The sequence below is a fragment of the Candidatus Kerfeldbacteria bacterium genome (genome assembly GCA_016214565.1).
Taxonomy (GTDB): domain Bacteria; phylum Patescibacteriota; class Patescibacteriia; order UBA10025; family JAHIVO01; genus JAXDBW01.
In genome coordinates, this window is sequence record JACROE010000002.1 from 285769 (window position 1) to 311647 (window position 25879).

Sequence of the window (25879 nt, forward strand, 5' to 3'; positions counted from 1 at the left end):
TATTATTCAAACAAAATCATTTCAGTCTTCTTAGGGATTCACGTTGGCAGTCACGCCGGTAGCAAACCAGCCCTGGTTGGCACATGGCGAGCCATCGACCTGATAGCGGCAATCACCGCTTGGACAGCTCGAACCGGTGCCCTTGAGCACGCCGCACCAGTCCCAATTATCAATCACCCTGATACGGATCGGATAGGCTCCGCCAGTGGTATATTCATGCGTGACAAACACCGTGCCAGAATCATAGGTTCCCACTGAGGAATAATCAGCATTACCGTCATTGTCGAAGTCTACTTCAATCAATTTAACCGGCTTCTGATTCGGATCGGCATTGACATTGAAGGTCAGCTGAACCAATTGTCCGACACTGACATTCTGACAGCCGCTGGTTGATGGCTGTCCGCCCGCACCACACAAGACGGTATCAATCACTGGAGGCACGCCACAATAATCATTGGGATACAACGGACGCTCAGCGGCACCCTTAGGCGCACTATACGGACAGACGGACATATTCGCATATTGGCCAATCCAGGTCGCCGGCAAATTTGTTGCACCAACTAAATTGGTCGTATCTTCGACATACCCAGCCGTTGCGTTATCCCAGCGCCAGGCCAGGAAAGGCCGCGCAAATAACCGTCGGAGTCGATCATTACCCTGGGGAATAGTAGTGATAGGAGAAGCACCACCACCGCCCAAGAGGCACGGACCAAAATCATTAACTCCCGAAAGACAATCTGAATTAACCCGACAATATATTTCTGCATTATTTGAGCAGAACCCTTCACCCAACCCGAGACAATATCCATCATCTGACGAATCATCCGGATCGGGTCCCTCGAGACAGGCTCGCTGCAGCGATTGGGTCGAACAGTCATTATCTAAATTCCAGCTGCACATACGGCCAGCACAGCCACCACTGGGACAGCTATAGGATGACCCTCCATGTGCCAGCGTGTCATCAGATTTATTTTCAATATAAATTGGTCCGCTGCCTACCCCATTATCCCAGCGCCAGGCAGAGGGTGTCGAAATCGCCGGACTCGGCTGAATGATGCCTCCATACGGAGTCGTGTGCTGATGATAGCGATACAGTAAATCAGGTAATAGATAGGGTGAATTCGTGTTCGTGCGCTCAAACCACGCTTTGTCATCATCCCAGGTTACCACTGAGGCAATCGACGTACACATTTCATTAAGTCTAAATATTCCCTGCACCCAAGCACCACCGCCGTTATTGCCATCGGTCATGGTTACCGTATATGACTGCAATCGATTATTTGCTGCCCAATTTACCCGTACCCGAATGCTGTTACCCGAGCACGACCAAGTGGCATCCCAATTATTTCTAGCATTGAGAATAAAGATTGACCGACCTTCATCGGTAGCCGTAGTATTGCAATCCCAATCCGTATGTGCCCATCGTTGCATAACAAAATTTATATCCCGGACTTCCCATTTATAATACTGATCCCCCACTGCGGCATTGTAGGTCGAATTAATGGCATTGCACGTCCCTCCATCACCTGCATCGCACGCGCCACAAACTCCCGTTTTAAATTGACAATTTGATGCAGGCACCGTTCCGGCCATATTACCCGCCTCATCACACTCACCCGTACCAGACTGATTAACGATAATGGTCGACATGGGGCCGCGGTACCGATAGCTCAGATTGAGTAAGGGGGAGATGGGGAAAGAAATGCCACAATTACCCCGGGTAGTGCCCGCACTATCTGAATTTACCGTTGCCCCGGAAAAGGTTGTCTGATTTGCTCCGCGAATATCTTTTGGAGTCGAATAATTCCCTTCCGCACCCAGACACATATAGAGTGGGCGACGGCCGGAGTAGCCAGTAATTTTCAGTGAGCTAAATGCGCTTGAATCACCTTTCAATAAATCAACCGGCCACCAATTAAGGCAATATTTCGGATAGCGAGGATCATGTTCTAGACAATAACCTTCCCAGCCTTTATGGGTTGTGTTATTTTCGTCAGTGTAGGTACAATAGGGCGAATCGACTCCAGGGAATAAACGACAATCTCGCGATAACAACCCCTGGTCGCTTTCTTTCGTTTGCAAAACTGGCTTCATAGAAACATCGTCCAGATAGAACTCAACGGAGGGAACCGTATCCCCACTTTGGAAATTGTGGACGATTTCCAAGCGAATACTATCAAAATCAACCGGTGCGCCACTATTGGTGTCTCCGATGCGAATTGGACCATACACATATTCTTTCCAATTCACCGTCGGCGCAAAGTCGCCAACTGTTTTATAATCAAGCTCATTTCCATTTGCATTGACATAGGCAAATTGTACGCGCACAGTATCATAGGCTGATGCAGGCACACCCCAGCGCAATCTGAAGGAAACGTAATACTCTTCTGATCGCTGAGCTGACTTATGCAGGTCATAATATATACCATTCCAGTTGGCAGTGCCGGCGCCAACATTACCGCTGGTTTTGACGCGAGCAACGTTGTTTTCATCTAAATTCCCGCTGGTGGATGGGATAGTGCCATTATTAATATCTTCCTCAGCCCAGGTAACGACCGCCGTGCCTCCCTGCAGATTGCGTGGCTGCCACGCCGTATCAAGGTTAACCAAGGCAATCTCAGTAGCATTAAATAATCCAGGCGTTTCTACGCAGGTATCGCTTGAGGCGCTCAGCGGGCATGATAATTTTTGATTGAGCGCGTAATCACGATCACCGAAATCCCCATCTTCAATAATTTCTCCATTAATACTGATAGAACCAACCTCTTCCATAGCCGCAACGGGCAAGCTTCCCTCATATATCTGCGGATCGTCGCAGGTGCCACTGCCGCACTGCGCGTCAGAGGTGCAGGTGATGGATGGATTATTAGTGCAGCGACGGTCCCAGTCCAGCCCTGCCATCACCAGCCCAGTGTAATTCTGAATCTTGCTCACGAAAGCGGGTGAATCGTACGTCTGATTCACACTTTCAAATTCGCCGACTTTGGTGCACTGCCCAGTCTCCGGATCCAATTCCTCACAGACGTATCGCGACAAACATAATTCCTCGACATTCCCCTCAGCGTCTTCCTGCCGGACTGACGTTTCACACTCAAGCCAGCGTTTGCACTCACGATCTCGAATAACCTTAATCACCGCGTTTGAATCGCACTCATTAGGATCAGCGCAGAGCGCGGGCGTTTCGCCATCAACTGAAAGAGTCGAAACATACGGCAATTCGGAATTCGACGTATCATTGAAGAGGCGACAGCCTTCCTCTCGATCCACCAGACCATTGCAACTCGCTTGATCAACAGTTTCATCAATATAATAGTACGGTACATAGTCAAAGACATCGGCCACTTCAACGATTGAAAAACTGTCAATCAAAATATCGCAGGTATTCGGGGAAGGCGAGAAACTGCCGGCTGGTACGCTCCGACGAATCACCATGGAGAAATTATTCTGTAGTTCTTCGACAGAGCCGGACGTATTATACCAGTCGTCGGGGTCAACTGAACCAAAGGTAACGACATTTTCAAACGTGGTCCACGAATTCGTCGCATTAAAATTACTGTACGGTCGATAATCAGTTCGACCATTTGGCCAAGCGCGATTATCAATCGTTCGCACCAACCCAAATCCGATATCGGTGTTTCCGCTGTTTGACGGATCGCAGGTGGCATCATTTGGGTCAAGCCGCGCCTGGAACGACACTTTGAACGCACGATTATCAGTAATGCTATCAGTATTCACCCCATACCAGATATAGCGCGCCTGGTCGCCGAGACAATAATCACTAGCGCCACAATCAGCGTCACTGGTACATGTCGTGGCACTATTAATCGCGCAATGGTATGTGATTGAACTATTAACGCTCTTGCCGCAGGCATCATACGTCTTTACGCGCGCCGCCACATTGCCGGTATTCGATTGGGAATCAGCGTGCATGCGCAAACCGCAGGCCACCCGCTGAGACGTGTCACACACCCCTGCGCCATGAGCACTACAGTTCACATTAGTATTACAGGTTCGATTGGCATCACCGGTACAGCGTCCTGCTGACGTCTGTGAGCTCGCCCACGGAGTGAACACATCCGGCAACGCGGTATCAATAACACCATCAGTGGCGATACTTGCATTAGCCGTAGTCGTAAACGTTTCAAATCCGCCGTTCTCTGAATAATTGCGCGATACAATTTCCCCGCCGGTCTGCACTTGCTCTGGATCACGATACTCGGTGCAGCCCGAGGCGCCCGATGAACACGCGCCGACCCAGCCATCAACTGGCTGCGGTACAATGTTTTGATTGCGGTTGCAGAAATTGCTATCACAGTCGCTGGAGGCATTGCATATTTTCCCGTCATTCGCTCCGCCACCCGAACAAATACCAATAGACACGGGGCAATTTGGCGCGCCTTGGTCGGTGCCGAGCTTGTACCAGCCAGATATATCTTGGCCGGATACTCGCTTGAATTCACACAGTTTTTGTCCCGGATCTTTGAAATAATATTGAGAGCCATTTGCCGAGGTGAAGGCATCACACTGATTCTCTGCGAAAACGCACATTTCCTGACCAAAGCGATCAGGATCAACCACGAGATAGGTATCAGTAAATGCAGTCACGTTACCATCACCATCCAAGCCGGGTTTTCCAAGCTGAGTACAGCCAGCTTGATTTGCACCACATACCTTCTCCGGATCATCCACGATATATACCGTCTCATCTTCAGGCGTGGTTCCTTCCTCGAAATAATACGGTTCAGCGGGTGAGGTGCCATTATTGATGTGATTCAGGAGCGCGACGGCATCGGCAATATTAATCGCTCCATCAATATTCACATCGCCGACTGCAGGTGAAACATTAAGGAAGTAATTATCCGCCCCACTAAAATGTTCGTTCATGAGCGTGACATCGTCAGCCGACAGCCGCCCGTCATAATTAACGTCGCCGCGTAAATAACGCTCACGAGTAAATGTCGAACTGTATGGACTGGTGCTCTGCTGCGTCGCAATCATCGCCGTGCAGCCAACTTTATCTTCACCACAGAGACGACTAAATGATTTCAGGAAATGCTGGTTGCCATCGCGGTCGCTATATTCATCACAACCTTCATAACCAGAGCACTCTTTGTACGATCCTTTTACTTTATAAATATTTTCCACCACCTCGCTGATGACAATATTATCAATATAGAAAGCATTATTGGAGAAGAGGACTAATTGCGCGTTGGCTGGATCCGCACCAACAGGAACAAAGACGGGACCGACGGTAAATCGGTTCCACAATTCACCCGCTGACGCTTGGCCAGTGAAGCTCAGTGACGGCGTGGTGTTGAGGGCAAATGAAACATTGGTTGTGCCAGCGATCGCCGATCGCGCCCAGAAGGTAATGGTGTACTGGTTACCCGCGGCAAACCCAAGTGTGTCGCCTGCATTATTAATCGCCGCACTATTTGACACCAGCATGGAGTGGCCACCGGCGCTGGTCGCCTCAGTGGAAATGCTGGCATTGCCCGTCCAGGCGCCGATTGATCCATCTTCAAAATCCTTCACATAGAGATCACGTGAATTATCACCGGCATTACCCTTATAGGCGCGGCATCCGGCATAGGCAGCCTGACAGCTGATACCTTGGCCGGGTACCATATGATACACCATATTCGGGCCGTCATTCGAATTGCGGAAATTCTTACAGTCCTCCGAGGCAAAGATAACGCGCGAGCGCAGCAAATAATACGTGACACCCGCCGTATCATAGTACTCAGTACAATCAGGATTGACGCCAACCTGATCAGGACTACAGGTCGCCGGATTATAGAATTCTTCATCCGTTCCGTTACCATCACGATCAACCGAACCACCATCGATACAGGTGGGCCAGGTAGAACCGAGCTGCGCCTGAATGATCGGATCTCCTTCCGCTCCCATATTAGTACAGGGGCCATCATTTTGATTACTCTTCTTCAGACTGTACTCACGTAATTGGAATCCAAATTCATTCGAACCCTCCCAGGTATAGTAGGTGCGCTGCTGTGGATCATCGCTCGGTACACACATTCGAATATAACTATAGTACTCCTTCCCTTCGCCACCCTGGGCGACGGTTTCGAGATTCGTGTACTCCTCACAGCCGACGGCTGAAGCGGGGCAGGATTGTCCGCTGTCAGGCACGAATGAAACCGGATCACGCAGAGCGCGATACGGCGGACGCTCAATGGCTAATTCGCGGAAGGCTGAACACCCGACAAATTCCGCGGGGCACTGATCACACGAGCCAGGAACGTTCGGGTCGCACAGGCCCGGCGATGAGATAACGCCCGTCACGGTTCTGCCATTATTTACCGAGGTGTATGCCTGGCAACCAAGCTCCAACATGCTACACGAATCCGCCTGTTTCAAAAATGTTTTCGGATTCTGGTCGTATGACTTATAGGCGGTCAAATTGCCTTCTTCAAACTGAATATTATCAACGATGATATCGCATTGATCTGTTTGGTCGCGATGAATTGATAAGGCGATGGCATTATATTCATCAGACGCTACCTCGGGTACGGTAAATGTACCTGAATATCGTGTCCAACCATCCGTTGCCGTCACCGTGCCAAAATTTGCCTCGGTACCGACCCCGCTGCCAAATGGCAAATAATATAACGTTGCCTTGCCGTTGCTCCCCGTACAATCCGTATCATCCGCAGCAGTCTTTGCATAAAACGATAAACTATAGCTGCGACCCTCCACTCGCTCACCCATGAGTAGCCCCGCTGGTTGATTTACATTCCAGAGCATCCGACCTCCATCAGTAAAGGTGCCGGTACCCGAAGCCGGGAAGCCTGGGCAATCAGCTGCGTGGGTGGCAAGCCGAATGGCGGTAAACCCTTCATAGGCATCGGAAACCGCTAGCGTCGACAAGCCGCAATTTGGAGTTCCGCTCAAGTCCTGACCGCTTACCCAACCCTGAAAATGATCAGCCACGGGACTATCCTTAAGCGCATCATAAATTCCAGCTGCAGTCCGATCGTACGTTTCAAAATCAGTATTCGTCAAAACGTTTGCGCCACTGCCTAAACGCGGGATGTACTCAGTACAACCAGCAGCTGATGAATCACACTGTCTAATATCATTATTAAAACTAAGTTTGGCGCCGCTACCAGTAGCCCCTGGCGGTTTGCCATTACACTCAAAAGTCCGGGTAGTATTATTATAACTGGAACAATACCACTGACAGCCGGCGTTGTCGGCATTGCATCCATTGGTTTCAACTGTATTGAGCAAATATGAAACAACGGTACCGTCTGATTTCGTTAATGATTGACAGCTGGCAAACTGAGCATCACACTGGGTGCCACTAAATTTCCAGACTGGCTTGTCCTCCACACAATACCCATACCGAGCGCACGACCCATCGGCATTTTCCTGGAGACACAACTGTTCATCAGCGCAATAATCGCCCTGACGCTGAACGACAGCAGTGGCCGCGTCTTTAGTATCAATCCGACCATCGCCATTGGTATCTTCATTGCGGATCGGGGTATTGGCGATAATCTGCTCACCCGCACCCTGGCGACGACAAAATACTTCGGGAGATTTGAGCACCCAATTCGGATCGACTAATTTATAGAACGGCGATTCGATATCATCATAGTCAGCGATGAGCGTATTCAAACTATAGTTTCCTGAGGCAAACTGTTTGCCATACTGAGCAGCCAATTCCCAACCAACTGGAATGATCCGATATTTGCGCAAGATTAATAAGCTGCGATACGGGTACCCATTATAATATTCTGGCTCCAGCCCATTCGAATCAAAACCAAACGGCTTGCTTCCATCAATCAAGCCCTGCTCCAGAGCCTGCCGCAGGGTGAGCTCCTGCTCAATGGCAGTGCGGAAACGAGTATCAATCACGCAATTCGTCGGTGTCGGATTATTTGGATCAGGACAGCTCGATAGATTGCCTAATATATCAGTGGTACCCGCTACTGAGTAATTGGTATTTTGTAAATCAGCAAACAAAAATTTTGCTGCCGTCACCCCAGGCGATGAGCCGCCCAAGAAACTGGCGATACCACTCCGGCCGCCGCTCCCGCTCGATGTAGCCGGATCGACACCGAAGATATACCGCTGGATGAGTTTGCTGGCAAGCGTATTGGTAAAGATACCGACCGCGTCGGCGATGGCGGTACCCGTATAGGTCAAATACGGATCAATCGATTTACCAAATATGCTCGTGGCGGCATTACTAAGAAGACCAGCAGGCGTTTTCACCGCGCCGCTTATCTTGCTCTTAACCGGTTTGAATTCTCCGGCTAAACTCTGAGCAAATTTATTAATCTCAACTTCAGCGTCACTCGCAGCCTTACCTTTATTCAAAATATCAAGGTAGGCGCCCAACTGAGTCGCCTCAGGATTAAATGTCTTAGAAAATTCTACTAAATACTGTTTATTAGGATTCGTCTTACCTAGTAACCCCTCATAATTATCAATCGCAGTTCGGTATTCGTCATACTTATCGATAATGTCAGTCAGCGGACATCGGCCACTAATGCTCGCACCACCCTGATCGGTTAACGCTTTTCGAGCCAAAACATTGAGCTTAATCTGAATCGAACGATCATTAGGACCGCCTGGGCCAGGCAGGTCACATAAACTAAAATTACTAGCACACTCTGGTGCGCCATATTCAAAATGATAATCATTCGATAAATCGCTGTCCACGATAGCGTCCACCTCAGGACAATCTTCGGTACTACAGGTAATTAAGCGACAACCAGCGGCAATACATTTATTTTTTTCCTCGATACTGGAGGTACAGCCCGTCACCTCGAGACTATCGGGACACAATAAATATGATTCAGGACACGATGAATCCGCTTTACATTTGCTACCAGTGTACCCCGAGCACTCCGTCTTCCCCAGCCAATCTGAGGCAATTGAATCGAGAAAATCACCAGCTGCCGCATCGCCTGCCTGTTTTAATAACTCCTCTGGCTTAGTGACGAAAAGCGGCTTTTGACCTTTTTCGCCTGTGGCGATTTGCACCGCGACATTGTATGCCAAATTATTTAAATACGTACGCAATATATTTTTGAACCCGACGTCAGCCGCGGTCTTCAATGTCTTGCTCAAAATTTCATAAATGGTCCGTGGAATATCACCGACGGTGATGCTCACATCCCCAATGCCAAACAACGCCCGTGCCTGCATCGGAACGACCAGAATCGGAATAGCTAATTGCAAAACAAAAAACACCATGGCTCCGGCGAGTATCAATCGCTGTCCTTTGCTCAAATGGTGATTTTGTTTTGTAGACGACATGTATGGGGAACGAAACGTGAGCTAAGTGCTTACTGTGAATTCGTATTAGTACCCTGGGTGTTTTGCTCTAAACTTTCCTGAAAAATACTCAACAGCGTGGCATCGTCAACTTCTGCAAGCGTTTCCTCGGGCACTCCGCTCTCGATCAAAAATTGTCTAATCTCTTCAACGGATAAATTCTGCAATGTCTCAAGAGTGATAGTGCCGCCAGTATTGTTTCCAGTTGCAGCATTGTTTGTATTTGTATCGCCACGTTCATTGAGCAATTGCTGATAGGTCTCAAGCAATTCGTCGTCGGGGATTTGACCTAATAATTCTTCAGATGCGCCAGCGTCGCGCAGAATCTTCCGCAGTTCATCCGAGGTGAGATTCTCTGGATCAACCACACCGGCGGCAGAATTTGTATTGTCGTCCGGCTTTATATCACCAAAAATACCGTTAACCACCGTGTTTACATTGCCCGCCACAGTCCGAGCGCAATTTTCACCAGATGGGCAATTTGGATCGGTTCCCTGATCAATTTCCTGCTTATCAGTCAATCCATCGCTATCACTATCGGCGATGTAGGCGCTAGTTTTGTACCCATAGAACTCATTGTAGTCGGACAGCCCATCACCGTCGGTATCCTTAGTGCGGAGACCCTCGATACCCGTTAACTGGGTATTGGTGCTTTGGTCTCCCGTCGCCACTGAGCTATTCGCATTAACCTTAGGCCGGAATGGATCGCGCAATGCATCAGCGATATACCAACTACCGAAGCCAAGCGCTAGAAAACTTAAAATAACGAGACTGATAAAAGCCCGCTTCTGGATGCGCTGTTCTTGCGCTGATTGCCCCACATACTCATCGGAAAATAGTTTACGGAGAACATTTTGCTTTTCATTTTTCTCCATCAGCAAATCTCCATTTATGTGTGCCCATTATATCACAATCTGGCCGTAATGTCAAACAACGACTACTGTTTTTTCATAAAGGCGTGCACCACCCTAATCCAGTCCCTGATGGTTAATGTTTGAGGTCGCGATTCTGGGCTAATCTTAGCCGACAATAAGGTTTTTTGAACTTCCTGATTTGATAATTTCAGACCTGCCGCCAGGGTGTTATGGAGCTGCTTTCGCCGACCCGAGTAGCCGATCTTAACCAATCGAAAAAAATCAGCCGCTGAATATGGCTTTAGTGTTTTCAAAAATCCGTGAACATCTGATCCAATCTTGGTGAGATGTAAAATTGCTGAAGTAACCGCCGGTGCCGGCCAAAAACTGGATGGCGGCACCAGACGGACTATCTCCGAATCAGCATACAATTGCACAGCAACGCTCAAAACGCTCATGGCGCCAGCCGGAGCAATGACTCGCTCCGCCACCTCCTGCTGGACTAATACGGTCACCGAGGTCGGCCGAGGCTGGGTCTCAAGAAATTCACGGAGTACCCGGGAAGTAATATTGTAAGGAAGATTTGAAACTAGCTGATAGGTGCCATCCTGAATAAGCAACGGGAGCGCACGCCGTACCTGAAAAATATCACCGGTTACCAGGTGAAGCGGCGGGTACACGCTGGTCAATTTGTGAAGCGCGGGTATCAGGCGCCGATCTTGCTCTACGGCAACCACGGTAGCCCCGGCCTCGAGCAAGGCTATGGTTAAACTGCCAAACCCCGGACCAATTTCTAATACCCGAGCACCCGGTACAATGCCAGCGGCACGAACCATATCCGTTATAACTGTTTCATCAATTACAAAATTCTGACCCTGGCTGCGATCAGGCTTCATACCATACTGCCGAGCTAATGTTTGAATTTCATTTTTTCCCAAATGTTTCATCGATTTCTAAAGCGCCCGAATAAAAGGAAAGGGGCGCGGTTCATCTTTTTTAAAGAAATATAACAAGCTAAAGAACGCGGCAGTCATAAAGATGATATTCCATGGATCAGATAAATACGTGGCACTATAGAAACCAATCAGCCCGGCAACAATTTTCCCCAATGCTAAGGACATTTCAAAAAAAATGGCGTAGGAAAGCGGCCCGACACGACGCGCTTTTTCTAGGCGTATTGACTCCATCGGAATGTACACCATTTCTTTTGCCAATCGAGCGCTGCCATGGAGCGCCAGGGCGGCCGGCACGCTCCGTATTAATCCGCGAACTAGCCAGGTGACGACATAGAGCAGAGTGCCTGCACGTAAAATATTTAATCGCGGATATTTATCTGTCAAATGACCAAACCAGAGCACCAACAGAGCCGTTGCCAGCGTTGCCGATGAAACAACCCACCCGACAGTTAAATAATTGCCGATCACAACATACAAAAAAACCGGCCAAGCCACCAACGCAATTAACTCCTCACCAAAACCAAAGAAGGCAAAGAAGCTGCGTCGGTGTTCCCGGGAAAATAACTGCAACACTGTTTCACGATACGAAAGTTGAACTCGCGCGTGAATTTCTTTGATATGGAGCAGTGGCAGCGCCGAAAGCAGAATTAAACCAGTAACGACAATAAAAAGAACACTAAAATTAAACCATCCCAAAATCAATCCACCTGCCATGGGGCCAATAATCATCATGACCATACTAACCATCTCAATATACCCGACCTCTCGCCCGCGCTGTCCGGCTCGAGAAAAAATAGTTAAATCAGCATGATAGGCTGGCCAATACAAGGCTTTTTGTATAGCAAAAATCACCGGGGCCACATAATAGAGCGCACTTACCTCGGATATCCCAAATAAAGTTAAATAGGCGGCAATGAGAAAAAAATGACTGTAAAATATTGAATGCTCATACCCCAGACGCCCAACCCATGATCCAATAACCGGCAAAAGCACCAGGTACACCCCATATAAAATAACATAAAAAAATAGTATCTCTGCTAATGTATACCCAATACTGAATAAAAAAATCGGCTCAAACAGCGAGATCGCGGCGATGCCAAAATCCATCAGCGAGACAGCCCAATACAACCCATGTAAACCCCGCGATGGATCTTTTGAAAAATAGTGGGGGGAATGTGAGCGAAAGCGATTGAAAAGCATACGCTATGCCGCTTTGGCAGGCTGCGCGCCGCGCACTTTCACCGGACCCTGACGAATAATAGTTATCTTCCCATTCTCCAGCCGCACCACGGTAGAAACGGGAACCTCGGGCAAATCGCCCGCGTCAAGAATGAGATCAGGCTGCGCATCATTTGCCTGAAACATGCGCAAGACGCATTCAGCAGAATAGCAATTCCCTTTCCCGCTCAAATTGGCGCTCGTTGATGTGATCGGCGAACCCGCTGCTTTGACCAACATTTGAGCTGCTTGCAAATCAGGTATGCGGACACCAACCGTGGGTAACCCCAGAGTAAGGAACGGCGGCACGCTCTCCACTTTGTCAAAAATAATTGTCACCGCGCCCGGCCAATACGCATCCATAATTTTTTTCTCAGCAGCAGAAACGCGAGCAATTTTTTTCAGCATGGTGACCGAATCGACAATCACCGGCAATGGTTTTTGCACCCGTTGCTTGATAATAAATAATTTACCGATCGCGTTTTCATTCAGCGCATCGGCTGCCAAACCATAAGCAGTGTCGGTAGGATAGGCGACCACGCCGCCTTGCTTCAACACGGCTGCCGCTTGCTCAATAATATTTTTTTCAGGATTGGAGAGATTGAGACGTACGATATCCATTATGAATGTGATAAATAATCTTTCACGGTCTTTGATGTTAGATCAATGGCAGGTGCGCGATTCTCGAGAAGATTCAGTCCGGCCAATACATGATCAACCACCGCCTGGGTATATGACTGCCTGAGCTCTTCGCTGGGAAATCCGAAATACATATTGCGGTGCGCCAGCTGGTAAATGCAGTCCTCCAGCATTTCTCCCGGTTCTTCATTCACTGCCAAGGTCAGCGGATGGGCAAACGACGGGGGCGTATTCACCAGATACATGGGAATAACCGCGTCTGCATGCTCCGCCCAATCATACCCACTGTACTGGGGGATGAGCTCGAGGATGCGAGCCTGCGTCTGCTCGAATATCTTTTCAAAATCAGCACCGATTCGAATAATGCGTTGCCAGGCATCAGCAAAAGGGTCATCCGAGACCGCTTGGAGCCGGCGAGCATACTCATAATTATACAAAAGTTCAATTTCGGGAAGCATTGGTGTTTTTTCAGTATACCTTATTTAGTCAGAAACCTTAAACCACAAAATTCACCAGTTTTTTGGGAACAAAAATTACTTTTTTTGGTTCACCAGTCAGATGCCGCTGCACGGCCACACTGGTTTTTGCTTTTTCAACGACCACTTCCTGAGGAGCATCAGTCGGCATTACCAGCGTGTCGCGAAGTTTGCCATTTACCTGGATAGCATAGGTGGCTTCTGTTTTAACGATTTTGGCTGGATCAAATTTCGGCCACCCCTCGTTTTCTATATACGTCGTGTGTCCCAGCTGGTGCCAGAGTTCTTGCGCCAAGTGCGGGGCAAATGGTGCGAGTAATTGTAAAAATCTTTCAAATGAAGTTTGTGCCACAGAAGCAGTGCCCCATTCATTGGTTAATTTCATCAAATCACTAATGCAGGTATTAAAACGGAACAGCTCAATCTTTTCGCTGACTGATTGGATAGTCTGATGCAGTAATGTACTCCCAACCTCAGTTTTGCCCCGCTCAACCCGATCAAATATTTCCCAGACCCGCTCAACAAATCTCCGAACACCAATGATCCCCTTGGTACTCCACGGCTTCGCATCTTCAAACGGCCCCATGAACATTTCATACATGCGCAGCACATCCGCGCCGTATTCTTTGACGACATCGTCAGGATTAATCACATTGCCGCGCGACTTCGACATCTTCTGTCCATCCTCGCCCAGGATAATCCCCTGATTCTTCAGTTTCACAAATGGTTCTTCACCGCATTCGTTCGGCACTGCGCCAATGTCAAACAAAAACTTATAAATGAAACGCGCGTACAAAAGATGCAGCACCGCATGCTCCGCACCACCCACATACATATCGACCGGCAACCAGGCTTTCAATTTTTCTGGATCAGCCAGCTGTTTGTCATTATGTGGATCGCAATAGCGTAAGAAATACCAGTTAGACCCAGCCCACTGCGGCATGGTATTTGTCTCGCGTTTGGCTGGTCCGCCGCACTCAGGGCAGGTCGTATTGACCCATGATTCAATTGCGGCCAGTGGCGATTCGCCGGTGCCGGTTGGTTCGTATTTCTCCACGTCGGGCAAGGTAACGGGCAAATCTTTTTCCGGGACTGCCGCCGCCTCGCATTTGGCGCAATGCACAATCGGGATTGGTTCGCCCCAGTACCGCTGGCGGGAAAATAACCAATCGCGCATTTTGTAATTGATGGATGTTTTGCCTAAATCCTTTTTCTCCAGCCAGGCAATAATTTTTTTCTTGAACTCAACCGAATCCATGCCGTTATACTCGCCGGAATTGATCATCTCACCATCACCCGTCCAGCAAGTGTACTCAATGTCGGAATCTAGGGTACCCCAAGCGCCGGCGCTTCCCATGGGCGGCTGCATCTTCGGCATCACCCGATCTGGCTGAATGACAGGCACAATCGGCAGTTTAAATTTCTGGGCAAAGGCGTGATCCCGCTCATCGTGCGCTGGCACGGCCATGATGGCGCCCGTACCATAAGTGCTCAACACATAATCAGCTATCCAAATGGGCATCTTCTTATCATTAACGGGGTTGACTGCGTACGCGCCGGTAAAAACGCCAGTTTTATTTTTTGCCAAATCAGTGCGCTCCAGATCAGATTTGGCCGCCGCTTCTTTTTGGTATTGCTCAACAGCACTGCGTTGTTTGTCAGTCGTGATTAAACCAACTAATGAGTGCTCGGGTGACAGCACCACATACGTCGCGCCAAATATTGTATCCGGTCGGGTAGTAAATACCGTTACCTGTTGATTAGCTCCAGATGCAATTGCTGCCAACACCGTCGGCACGGCAAACGATCCGAGTTCGCGATTAGCATAATGCGGACGTGGCGCTTGTTCCATAATTAAGTGGGCGCCCAATAATTCCGCTAGCGCCTTTGGTTCAGCTGGTGCCACCAAGTCATCATGCGTATCGCCAATCACGGTAATCCGTGGCACCTGGCGATTAATTTTTTTCACATCATAATCATAGTCACTATACTGCGAAACTCCCGCGGGATAGGTGACATTCGGTTGAGCTGGAACATGGGGCGGTGCAAGCAATACCAACCCAGCTAATTTCAAACCTAATTGCTGGACGGCTTCCAATGCCAGCACGCAGCCAAGGCTATGCCCAAGAATAACCGTGTCTGAATCCGGTTTCAAGGATTTCACAATTTTAAGATTTTCCTCCAGGCTCGGCATCTCCTCGATTGATAGCTGTGGCGCGTCAACGCGCGTACCATGCTTCTCAAGTTCGGCGCGGAGCCATACTTTGAAACCCGTGTCCGGACTGCCCTGGTACCCATGTAATATGATGACTCGTTTTGGCCACTGCGCTTCAATCGGAAAATGTATCGTCGCACCTTCGCTCCGACCAATCCAATTGCGCTGTAATAATTTGATTGACTCTGGCCAATCAACAGTATCCAATCCATGAAGCAATCGCTCGATATAGCGCTCGTCAGTAATTTTTACTAACCACTGTTTAATTTGTTTCTTGGTCACCGGCGTGCCGCAACGCTCGCATTTTCCGTCTACTACTTCTTCATTAGCTAAGCCGGTTTTATCTTTCGGACACCAATTGATCGGCGCGTCAGCTTCGTAGGCGAGGCCGTGCTTGAACAGCTGAACAAAAATCCACTGAGTCCAGCGGTAATATTTTGGATCAGACGTAATAACCTCGCGTGACCAATCATAGGAAAACCCGAGACTTTGTATCTGCCGGCGCATGTTGGCAATGTTTTCTGCGGTGGTTTTGGCGGGGTGGGTGCCAGTTTTGATAGCGTAATTCTCTGCGGGCAGGCCAAATGAGTCAAACCCCATCGGGTGGAGCACCGATTTTCCCCGAGCGCGAAGATAGCGGGTATAGATATCGGATGCGGTGTACCCCTCTGGGTGGCCGACGTGCAAACCCTGCGCCGATGGATAGGGGAACATATCCAATACGTACGACGAATCACCCGATGCCGTATCCGAAACACGCCAAACCTGATCCCGCTTCCAGGATTCCTGCCAGCGTTGCTCAACTTCCGAATGATTGTAGTGTTTCCGCATAGTACAATTCACTCTAACATTTCACTACTGCCAATTCAAGCGATATAATCAGTACCGATTGACATGGCTATATACCTATGGTATTGTTCGCAATTGAAACTTATGGAGATAAGGAGTGGCGCCAAATATACCTATTTGGCGGGTTAAACAGTAATTTATCATTGTTTGAGCCTCCGGTTTAAATCAATCATCATAACCGCATTATTGCGCGCCCTGGAAGGGGTGATGATGGTTGGCGCGGTCTTGGGCTCAATGCTGAACTGGATCCTTGTGCGGCCGATTCGAGTAATTGGGCGTTTTTTATTGCGCCACGTATTTATTCACGCTTATAGCTTGTATCGAACCGTCAAAAATCGATTGGATATAGTTTTTGCTCCCGCAAAGAATAAAATCATTTACCCACTGCTGAATAAATCATCCATCCACGCCATCATCGCTTTCCTGGCGGTCGCTGTTATTGTTAATAACTTCGTAATCAAAGAAACACGAGCAGAGGAATTTGGTCGGGATTTATTGCTTGGCGCGATGACCACAAATATTCAAGATGTCGAGATTACTGAAACGGCTATTCAAGACACGTACTCCACCCCCGACTATTTTCGAATCACCGGCACGGTTACCCCGCTGAATTCCGGCACGCCGACCGCAGCCGATACCGGCACCAGCGCACTCCTGGCGAGCAGCGGCGCTCTAGTAAACCCAAATCTCTCCAGTACCACGGTCGGCGATCGACCGCGCGAATCTGTGGTGTATTACACCGTCGAGGGTGGCGATACGATTAGCGTCATTGCGGAAAAATTTGGCATTTCTACGGATACCATTCTCTGGGAAAACCGGCTTGGGGCACGTGATGTGATTAAACCCGGAAACAAACTAACTATTTTACCGATTTCCGGCGTATCACATCAGGTAAAAAAGAGCGAAACCCTCGAGGCAATTGCCAAAAAGTATAAAGCTGATGTTAATGAAATAATTGAGTACAACGCGCTCGTTGACGCCACTGATATTGATATTGATCAAATTCTCATAATTCCTGGCGGTGAAGTAGAGCCGCCAAAGGTTCCTACGATCACCTCACCCCGTGGATCCAGCTTTGCTGGTGGCCCTATTCCTCCCTCATCAACACAGGGCGGTTCATCAGGAAAATTACTCTGGCCAACCACCGGCCACCGCGTCAGCCAATATTTCAAATGGGGACATACGGGCCTCGATATTACCGGCCCCTATACGGCGCCGACCTATGCCGCCGATGACGGCCGTGTCGAGGCAGTCGGTTGGGGTTCTGGCTATGGCAATCGCATCATCATCAATCACGGCAATGGCATCAAAACATTATACGCGCACCACTCAAAAATGTTTGTCTCAGTAGGTGACAGCGTTTCCCGAGGACAGACTATCGGTATGATCGGCTGTACCGGCTGGTGCACCGGGCCGCACGTCCATTTCGAAGTTATTGTGAATGGCGTCCAGGTCAATCCCTTGAGCTATCTATAAATCGAACGGAGCGCTCGCCAATCAAAAAACCTCAGCCGAATCTCGACTGAGGCGCTTTCGTATACGCAAGAAATTAGCCAACCTGCTTCAACGTCTTCTGAATTTTTTCAATGATCTCATCAATGGTAAAATTCGACTTGATCAAATAATCATTAGCTCCCAAGTTACGCCCTTTCTCCACGTCAGCTTCTTGGCCGAGATTGGACAGCAAAATGACTGGCGTGCGCGCCATCTGCATATCAGTGTTATCCCGAATACGCTTCAGAATCTCAAATCCGTCCATGCCCGGCATGATAATATCGAGCAGTACGATTTCCGGACGTGTCGTCAAAATTTTCTCCAGGCCGCTGGGGCCGTCCATGGCCGCGGTCACATCAAACTTTTCTTTGGTCAATTTCGTCACCAGCAAATCCCGCAGGAACTGATCATCCTCGACTATTAATATTCGAGTCTGGTTTTCCTTCGGACTGGCGGTTGGCGAAGCGCTGGCTGGCTGGATACCACCGAGAATGCCGCGCACTTTTTCCAGCACCTCATCCGGCGTAAATTGAGCCTTAATGATGTAATCTCGAGCGCCCAGCGTTTTAACCTTTTCTAGTTCCACCGGCTGCCCTGAATTTGAAATAACCATGACGGCTGGCATAGCCGATCCGTGCTTCTCTTTCAGTGCGGTCAGCACTTCATACCCATCCATTTTGGGCATGACAATATCCAGTAATATTAAATCCGGATGTACTTTTTCCGCCTGTACCAAACCGTCGGCGCCGTCCCGAGCCGAATATACCTGATATCCAACCTGCTCGAGTTTCTTGCTCAGAACATCGACGAGGATGTCTTCATCCTCAATTATGAGTATAGTTTGCTTAGAGTTGGTCATAGGAGGTAGATGGTTGTGTCGGGGTCGCCCAGGGCTTCGGGCGCTCACGTCCATAGATTATACCAAAAAAGATAACTAAATACGACATGAGGGAAAATAAATCCGAAACCAGCACGCCGAGCGGGGTTAACGCCTCATAATACGTATAGGCGGTAACTAAGAGAAGGGTGAGTCCACCAGAAATAATAAATGAGCGCGTTTTTACTAATCGATGTTGAGTTCGAATGCCTTGCATAAAGAAAAATATGATACTGCAGAACAGCACGCCGCCAAGGATGATCAAACTCGCGATGCTCACGATCGGATGAATATCCCAGGTGGTAATACTCGTGACCGGATCAAACGATGGATTGCCCCGATACAATACGGTCAACACCATGGCCACCGATGAAACGATCAAGATGAGATAAAATACCAGCTGCATACGCTGCACACTGATGAAGAACATTGAAACTTTCGAAAAATAAGCAACCGAGAGATAGAGACAGGCCTGTGCTCCGATAAATCCGATAGCAATCGCCATCGAACTATCCCACAGAAAAATGCGCGGGATGGAAAAAAACAAATATGCCACCACCACCGCCAAATACCCCTGCGCAAAGAAATAGAGTACACGATTAGAAGCATCACGCTGGTAAGCCTGATACAGACGAACGCTGGCGAATGCGCAGATGATACCATTCAATAAATCAATGAATGGAACTAAAGGAAATGTCATGATTAAATACTTTTAATAAATTGATCATATTGAGTCTCTGCCACCTGATCATGAATGGGTAGAGAGAAATAGAAGGTGGTGCCGCGGCTTTCCAGACTCTCAAACCAGATCGTGCCTCGGTGATTCTCCACAATATTTTTTGCGATGAAGAGGCCCAAACCCGAACCATCCGTTTGCATCCGAATGACGTTATCCGCCCGGAAGAATTTCGAGAAAATGCGACCCTGCTGATCTACGGGAATGCCCACGCCAGAGTCGCGGACGCTGAAAATTAATTGATTCTGATCCTCGGTAAGATGAACCGTTACGGTGCCGTCTGGCGGAGTATACTTGATGGCGTTATCCACGAGATTTTGTACCGCCAATCTAATTTTATCGGGATCAATGTTTGCTTTTGGCAATGCCCGCGTCGGTTTCACAAATGACAGCTTCACATTTTTCTTACGAGTAGCCGGCTGCAATTCGTCGCATATATGAGCGACTAATTCTTCCAGCGAAGCATGAACAAATCGATACTGGAAACGACCTTCCTCAATGCGGGACACATTCAAAAGGTCATTAATAAGTGAGATCATCCGCTCGTTCGTTTCATACCCTTTGAGCAGCATTTCCTTTTGCTGCTGATTAAGTTCACCCAAATCCCCATCCAAAATCATCCGCATCACCCACTTCACCCCGGAGAGTGGTGTCCGCATCTGGTGCGAGGCCACAGAAATAAATTCCGTCTTCATTTGATCAATCTCCTTCAACCGGCGATTGACGCGTGAATAAATCTTATTCAACCGAACTAATTCTTGATTAGCTCGCAATAATTCCGCTTCAACCGTAGACAAGCTACGCACCACGTAACCGCTGCGATACGTACTGATACCCATCAGACTGATCATGGTGATTGCCATTCCAAAAAGATACCGTTGATTGAGGAAAAGCGGCTCGGTAAAAATTCCAGTTGAAGCGTGAGGAATCCCGCCGGTGTATTCAGCCGTAATCAAGGCCACAAACATGCCACCGCCGAGCACCAAATTAATTGGTGCGGCAAGGGCGCTAAAGTGAACATTAGTACCAACTAATTGAATAAGGTACAACGGCAAAAATATACTCTCGATACCGCCCGTGGCATGCACAATCAAAGTAATAATGATCATGTCCAACACGATGCCGATATACGGCCAAAACCGCGGATAATAAATATTTTGAAAAACGAGATTTGACGTCAGATTGAAAATGAATCCAATAGTCGCGGCAATCAGCACCCCGATCAAGTCAAACCCAAAACCAATCTGGTATCCTACCAGCGTAATAATGCACACTGCGGAGATGACAATATACCGCACGGCGACAGACCAACGGAGACGTTTTAATTTCTCTTCCTCACCTAAACGCGAGATGTCATGCTCGAGCTTGATATCTGCTTCTGATTTTGGCGCGGCTGGTTTTTCTTTTGTTTTGCTGGCCTGGACTTCCTCCACCATAGCCATGGCTTTCATGTAGTACTTAGTTACAACAAATATATTTTAGCATTTTTTTAACGAAAAGTCAACCGTGTACCGATTCTGGTACACGGTTGTCCCGAGTGAAACGAGGGACCTCGTCGGTTGTTTTGTTGATATCAGAAAGCGATGCACCATTGCCCTGAGCAACGTCGAAGGGCATCATCATTAATCTGCACGGTTGTCCTCCCTCCAGTTATTTCAAAAAAAATCGACCCGCAGCTTATTGCTACGGGTCGGGATCGTCAGACGAGAACTACTCCTGGATATGATATGAATCATTACTCAAATAGCCTACGGCAAGTATGATACTGGGAACTAATACCAGCGTAATGATTACACCGAGCCAATGCACAGATGTGTTTGGTTGATACTCTACCATCGCCGCACCAGCTACCAGTATCAAAGCTGCCCCACCGGCCAGCAAACAGTGGTATCGAAAACCACCACGCCTTCGCCACAACTCCATCGTAGATCGCGCTCTCCAGCTTTTATTATCAAGCGAAAGAACGGAGATGATATAGCTAAGCCCAATAAGGACAAACGTGCCACTCACTACCACAAACTGAGCGGCATTCCAGCGGAAGAGATGGACCTCACACCATAACGTCAAGCCGACAAACGCCAACGACAGGAAAGCTCTCCAATAGTCCAAGAAAATTAACAGCAGTAAGACGCATACCATTCTCATGAAGCCCATATCCATGGCATCACGAATCTGATCGTCACAGTCTGGACAGACGACTCTTTTCGTCTTCATTGTACCCTCCTTGGGTATTATGTAGAGTGAACTGTTTTAAAAAGTTTTTAATACCCCCACTCTACTCCTCAGCGCGCGATCATGTCAATCAGTTTTCGACCGATACTGCAGCGCCTCAGCCACATGATCGATCGATATGTTTGTATCGTTTTCCAAATCAGCAATCGTTCGGGCTACTTTGAGTATGCGAAAATATGCCCGACCCGAAAGATGAAATTGGTCAACTGCCTTTTTGAGCAACGCGGAGGTCGCTTCACCGACCTGACAGTGGGTCCGAATCTCACGCACGGTTATTTCTGCATTCATCGTTTGCCCGGTTCCTCGAAGTCGTTCAACCTGCCGTTGTCGCGCGGCGAGTACCCGCGCTCGAATTGCCGCTGACTCATCATGTGCTGACGGCTGCCCAATTTCGGTGAAATTCAATCGCGGAACTCGAATATGAATATCAATGCGATCGACGACTGGGCCGGATATTTTTTTATTGTACTTAATTATCTGAAAGGGTGCGCAGCTGCATGGCCGGTCGGGATCATTGAGATAGCCGCAGGGGCAAGGATTCTGCGCCGCCACGAGCATAAAACGTGCGGGAAACGACATCGCTGCCGCAGCGCGCGACACCGTTACCACGCCGTCCTCTAGAGGCTGACGTAAGCTCTCCACCACGTGTCGAGAAAATTCAGGAAATTCATCCAGAAAAAGCACGCCTCGATGTGCCAGAGAAATCTCACCCGGCCGGGGCGAGCTCCCGCCACCCACTAATGCCACGGCCGATGTCGTGTGATGCGGGGAGCGAAACGGCCGCTCCGTAACCAATGTCGGTTGATTTAATTTTCCCAATACGGAATAAATCTGCGTCACCTCCAGCGACTCAGTTGGCGTCAGGGGAGGTAAAATAGACGGCAAACTCCGGGCTAACATAGTCTTACCCGAACCCGGTGGGCCTATCATGAGAATATTATGGCCGCCGGCCGCCGCTATCTCCAGCGCCCGCTTCGCTTGTATCTGCCCACGCACCTGACCAATGTCAAAATTTGAAGTGACGATGGGCTGCTCTTGATTGACTTGTTGATACGGAGAAATTATTATTCGCTTATTTAAATGTTCGGCAACATCAGTCAAATGCCGAACCGGATACACCCGAGGACCAGCTACTGCCGCTGCTTCCCCGGCTACGGCTACCGGCACAAAAAGCTCGCGAATACCGCGACGAGCTGCCATGATCGCCATGGACAATACGCCTGGCACCGGCCGCACGCTACCATCAAGCGCTAATTCACCAACGAATAATTTATCAGTGAGATTCACCCGAGCATGAATTTCACCTCGAGCGCGTAAGATTGCGATTGCTATGGGCAAATCAAAACCAGACCCTTCTTTACGGATGTCAGCCGGCGCTAAATTCACCGTCACCACACCGGCGGGAAAATCAAAGCCACTATTGCGGATACCGGAGCGCACCCGCTCCTTCGCTTCCTGAACCGCGGTATCCGGTAATCCGACGATGAACATTTTAGGCAAACCACGCGCCACATCTGCTTCGACCTCGACGGGCTGCGCTTCGAGACCAAAAATAGTTGCCGAGGGAACAATGATTGATACAGACATAAAAACCTTCCGTGTTTAGGGGGAAGGCTTTTGATGTTAATTCTTCTCGATGGGTGTATCCTAGCAAACCATTCGGGACTGTCAAGATTTGCTATTTCTTAAATTCGCGAAACGAACCCTCAGCCAGATTCCCCAGCTGATAATCGTCAATCCGCCTACGGACCAGACTGACCACCTGAGCGCCAACCGCCTCCACCATCCGACGTATCTGACGTTTCCACCCCTGATGCAAAATAATTTGATAGGTTGATCCATGTACTCTGGTCAACCGATCGACACGGGCCACACCCTCTTCGAGCCGTACGCCCTGGTGCAATTCGCTACTTTGCTGAGCGTTTAACGGCCGGGAGAGTGTCGCCTCGTATTCTTTTTCTTTGGTGTACCGCGGGTGGACCAATTCATTTATAAAATTGCCATCATCGGATAATATCAGCAGTCCCGATGAATCTTTATCCAGGCGACCAGCGATAGCTAAATGCCGATACGTCTCGGGCAATAACTCAAATATGGATTGTTCACCATGATGCCGGGCATGCGTACACACATACCCAACTGGTTTGTGAAACAAAAGATAAGTAGGCGTTGACGCAGCACTAATCTCGCGTCCGGAAACCGTCACACGATCATGATCAGGGTCAATCTCAGTACCGAGCGTTTGCTGAACAATACCGTTCACCATCACCTGACCTGCCACAATCAAAGCGTCGGCCTTGCGGCGCGAAGCAATCCCACTGGCAGCGATAAATTTATTGATACGCATATCAAGTAGTATATCGCTTCTCAGTATAAATAATAAAGGGCCGCCAGATGACAGCCCTTAGAACAAAGATAGCGACGTGAGAGAAAGCAGATGCTACCCGACTCGAGTGAGCCAGAAGATATACTCGCGTAAGAGTACCGGTGAAACCGCACTCGGATAGGCTATGGCGAGATATCGTTTAGATTCTCTCAAAAGCACCGTCTGAATTGGCGGATACAATGCGCTCTGTGAAGCGGCGTAATAATACTTTGCCCACGTTAATTGAACAAAGAAATACACAGCCGAATCGCTCTGCGGCACATGCTCTTGGAGCCACGTCAGATCAGCCGTCGCCTCATCCATCAATTCTGGTAAAAATCCCAATGCCTCTGCTGCTGCTGTAGCACGAATCAATCGCAACTGCACCTGATGGTGACCACCCAGTGAATCGCGAATCAACGCCTCGGTGATTTTTTTGAAGCCGTCGCGTGCTTCATCGTACGCCGAGCCAGAGACTCCAAAAAGTTTGCCAATTCCGCGCAGCGCATTGCCAGCTTTCCCCCGATCGCTCACCTTGATCATCGCCAGTGAACCACGATACGCCTGCACCAAAGTAGTAGTGTCATGCTTGAACGACTTTTTGAGGAGTCGCTCAGCCTGATCCCGACTGTCGGGATAATGATGAAAAGCAAGATTGTGCAGCACGATGAGCTGTGCCATGCCAGTCGTATCACCGACCTGACTCAATGAATCAAGCGCCGTGCGCGCTTCTTCCTGAAATCGTAGATACAATGGCACCGGCGCCGCCTGTCCCAGTCTCACCATGATCGCCATCAGCAATGCCAACATTAGTGTTCGCACGTAAACCTCCATCGGATGTTAATACAATGAACTCTTTTAAATTGCTCTATCCTAGCATGCCCACCTTCTTTAGGCAATAATAAATACGCCCCGCACAATCATGGTGATGGTGAGGGGCGCATAATGGGAAATGGCGAAAGCGACTACTGATAATGTTCATCGAAGATTTTCAACGAGTGGCGGAACCGCCGCACCAGATTGATAATCGTCGGCAGCGACACACAGAGGGTCACCGACCAGAAAAAAAATTCATGACGCCACGGTCCGTTGATCAGCCACATACCGATGATGACGAAACCAAGCGCCACGTGAAGACCCGCTCGCGTCAGCGGTTTCTTCTGCTGAAATCGCAGATTGAGCGATTCGATGCGCGCCCGATAATACGACGAGATAGGATGAGCGATCGCAGCTGCAATAAGCGCGATGAGGAAAAAACGATATCCCCCTAAATGCGTCGGCCAAACACTAATGATCTCTTCAACCCCGTAGAGAATCAAACCGATGAATAAGAAACCATCATTGATGCGATCGACTGCTGGATCGAGGAAGGCTCCCTTTTGGCGCAACCGCTCAGATCGCTCTGGCATTGATCGCGCGAGTATTCCGTCCAATACGTCGCAGGCTCCGTTGCAGAGCAAAAAAATTCCCGCAAGAAACCAATGATCCAACCAAATCATGACCGCGGAAAAAGCGGCGAACCCAACGCTCGTATAGGTAAATACGTTCGGATCGATACCCACTCGTGCGCACCACCGGGCTAACGGCCCAAACACTCGAGCCATCAATTCATGCAGATGCGTGGCTTTGAATTCAGTAACTGGCCCTGTTTCCATA

General features: G+C 48.8%; 16 protein-coding genes. 1 reads left to right on the top strand and 15 read right to left on the bottom strand.

All coding sequences use genetic code 11. The annotated features are described in order from the left end of the window. Positions 1 to 30: 30 nt before the first annotated feature. From HZC01_01405 to HZC01_01435, 7 genes are read right to left on the bottom strand one after another with little or no spacing between them, the layout of a single operon-like run. Complete coding sequence (locus HZC01_01405; GenBank protein ID MBI5037352.1) at positions 31 to 9294, bottom strand: hypothetical protein; 9264 nt, start codon at positions 9292 to 9294, stop codon at positions 31 to 33. A gap of 29 nt (positions 9295 to 9323) precedes the next feature. Further along, a complete protein-coding gene (locus HZC01_01410; GenBank protein ID MBI5037353.1) occupies positions 9324 to 10193 on the bottom strand; it encodes a hypothetical protein in 870 nt (289 codons plus the stop codon). 56 nt (positions 10194 to 10249) lie between these two features. Then, positions 10250 to 11062: a ribosomal RNA small subunit methyltransferase A gene (gene rsmA / locus HZC01_01415; GenBank protein MBI5037354.1), complete on the bottom strand. Its 813-nt coding sequence runs from the start codon at positions 11060 to 11062 to the stop codon at positions 10250 to 10252. 57 nt (positions 11063 to 11119) lie between these two features. Continuing rightward, positions 11120 to 12322, bottom strand: a complete 1203-nt coding sequence (locus HZC01_01420; GenBank protein ID MBI5037355.1) for a hypothetical protein — start codon at positions 12320 to 12322, stop codon at positions 11120 to 11122. A 3-nt stretch (positions 12323 to 12325) separates the two neighbouring features. Beyond that, positions 12326 to 12961 (bottom strand): threonylcarbamoyl-AMP synthase, encoded by a 636-nt coding sequence (locus HZC01_01425; protein MBI5037356.1) that lies wholly within the window; start codon positions 12959 to 12961, stop codon positions 12326 to 12328. Then, positions 12961 to 13437: a hypothetical protein gene (locus HZC01_01430; GenBank protein MBI5037357.1), complete on the bottom strand. Its 477-nt coding sequence runs from the start codon at positions 13435 to 13437 to the stop codon at positions 12961 to 12963. The genes HZC01_01425 and HZC01_01430 overlap by 1 nt, the downstream gene beginning before the upstream one ends. A gap of 37 nt (positions 13438 to 13474) precedes the next feature. Continuing rightward, positions 13475 to 16501 (bottom strand): leucine--tRNA ligase, encoded by a 3027-nt coding sequence (locus tag HZC01_01435; GenBank protein MBI5037358.1) that lies wholly within the window; start codon positions 16499 to 16501, stop codon positions 13475 to 13477. A gap of 165 nt (positions 16502 to 16666) precedes the next feature. Here HZC01_01435 and HZC01_01440 point away from each other — a divergent pair, with 165 nt between their 5' ends. Continuing rightward, positions 16667 to 17995 carry a peptidoglycan DD-metalloendopeptidase family protein gene (locus tag HZC01_01440; GenBank protein MBI5037359.1) on the top strand — a complete coding sequence of 443 codons (1329 nt, stop codon included), beginning with the start codon at positions 16667 to 16669 and terminating at the stop codon, positions 17993 to 17995. 73 nt (positions 17996 to 18068) lie between these two features. On the opposite strand, the gene HZC01_01445 is transcribed toward HZC01_01440, so the two are convergent. The 8 genes from HZC01_01445 to HZC01_01480 all read right to left on the bottom strand — a co-directional run bounded on the left by HZC01_01445 (position 18069) and on the right by HZC01_01480 (position 25878). Next, positions 18069 to 18626, bottom strand: coding sequence for a response regulator (locus tag HZC01_01445; protein MBI5037360.1), 558 nt, complete (start codon positions 18624 to 18626; stop codon positions 18069 to 18071). Positions 18627 to 18858: 232 nt separating this feature from the next. Further along, the gene (locus HZC01_01450) at positions 18859 to 19590 is read right to left on the bottom strand and encodes a hypothetical protein (GenBank protein ID MBI5037361.1); all 732 of its coding nucleotides are present in this window, start codon (positions 19588 to 19590) and stop codon (positions 18859 to 18861) included. Between the two features lie 2 nt (positions 19591 to 19592). Next, positions 19593 to 21077: a HAMP domain-containing histidine kinase gene (locus HZC01_01455; protein MBI5037362.1), complete on the bottom strand. Its 1485-nt coding sequence runs from the start codon at positions 21075 to 21077 to the stop codon at positions 19593 to 19595. 259 nt (positions 21078 to 21336) lie between these two features. Then, positions 21337 to 21840 (bottom strand): hypothetical protein, encoded by a 504-nt coding sequence (locus HZC01_01460; protein ID MBI5037363.1) that lies wholly within the window; start codon positions 21838 to 21840, stop codon positions 21337 to 21339. An 84-nt stretch (positions 21841 to 21924) separates the two neighbouring features. Beyond that, entirely contained in the window at positions 21925 to 23445 is a 1521-nt protein-coding gene (locus tag HZC01_01465; protein ID MBI5037364.1) for a YifB family Mg chelatase-like AAA ATPase, read from the bottom strand. Positions 23446 to 23536: 91 nt separating this feature from the next. Further along, positions 23537 to 24205: an rRNA pseudouridine synthase gene (locus HZC01_01470; GenBank protein ID MBI5037365.1), complete on the bottom strand. Its 669-nt coding sequence runs from the start codon at positions 24203 to 24205 to the stop codon at positions 23537 to 23539. Positions 24206 to 24298: 93 nt separating this feature from the next. Beyond that, positions 24299 to 25033, bottom strand: coding sequence for a hypothetical protein (locus tag HZC01_01475; GenBank protein MBI5037366.1), 735 nt, complete (start codon positions 25031 to 25033; stop codon positions 24299 to 24301). Positions 25034 to 25188: 155 nt separating this feature from the next. Continuing rightward, the gene (locus tag HZC01_01480; GenBank protein ID MBI5037367.1) at positions 25189 to 25878 is read right to left on the bottom strand and encodes a CDP-alcohol phosphatidyltransferase family protein; all 690 of its coding nucleotides are present in this window, start codon (positions 25876 to 25878) and stop codon (positions 25189 to 25191) included. Position 25879 lies beyond the last annotated feature (1 nt).

Coding starts and splice junctions, on each gene's coding strand:
- HZC01_01405 (MBI5037352.1), bottom strand. CDS start 9,294: ATGTCGTCTACAAAACAAAATCACCATTTGAGCAAAGGACAGCGATTG.
- rsmA (MBI5037354.1), bottom strand. CDS start 11,062: ATGAAGCCTGATCGCAGCCAGGGTCAGAATTTTGTAATTGATGAAACA.
- HZC01_01420 (MBI5037355.1), bottom strand. CDS start 12,322: ATGCTTTTCAATCGCTTTCGCTCACATTCCCCCCACTATTTTTCAAAA.
- HZC01_01425 (MBI5037356.1), bottom strand. CDS start 12,961: ATGGATATCGTACGTCTCAATCTCTCCAATCCTGAAAAAAATATTATT.
- HZC01_01430 (MBI5037357.1), bottom strand. CDS start 13,437: ATGCTTCCCGAAATTGAACTTTTGTATAATTATGAGTATGCTCGCCGG.
- HZC01_01435 (MBI5037358.1), bottom strand. CDS start 16,501: ATGCGGAAACACTACAATCATTCGGAAGTTGAGCAACGCTGGCAGGAA.
- HZC01_01445 (MBI5037360.1), bottom strand. CDS start 18,626: ATGGTTATTTCAAATTCAGGGCAGCCGGTGGAACTAGAAAAGGTTAAA.
- HZC01_01450 (MBI5037361.1), bottom strand. CDS start 19,590: ATGACATTTCCTTTAGTTCCATTCATTGATTTATTGAATGGTATCATC.
- HZC01_01455 (MBI5037362.1), bottom strand. CDS start 21,077: ATGAAAGCCATGGCTATGGTGGAGGAAGTCCAGGCCAGCAAAACAAAA.
- HZC01_01460 (MBI5037363.1), bottom strand. CDS start 21,840: ATGAAGACGAAAAGAGTCGTCTGTCCAGACTGTGACGATCAGATTCGT.
- HZC01_01465 (MBI5037364.1), bottom strand. CDS start 23,445: ATGTCTGTATCAATCATTGTTCCCTCGGCAACTATTTTTGGTCTCGAA.
- HZC01_01470 (MBI5037365.1), bottom strand. CDS start 24,205: ATGCGTATCAATAAATTTATCGCTGCCAGTGGGATTGCTTCGCGCCGC.
- HZC01_01475 (MBI5037366.1), bottom strand. CDS start 25,033: ATGTTGGCATTGCTGATGGCGATCATGGTGAGACTGGGACAGGCGGCG.
- HZC01_01480 (MBI5037367.1), bottom strand. CDS start 25,878: ATGGAAACAGGGCCAGTTACTGAATTCAAAGCCACGCATCTGCATGAA.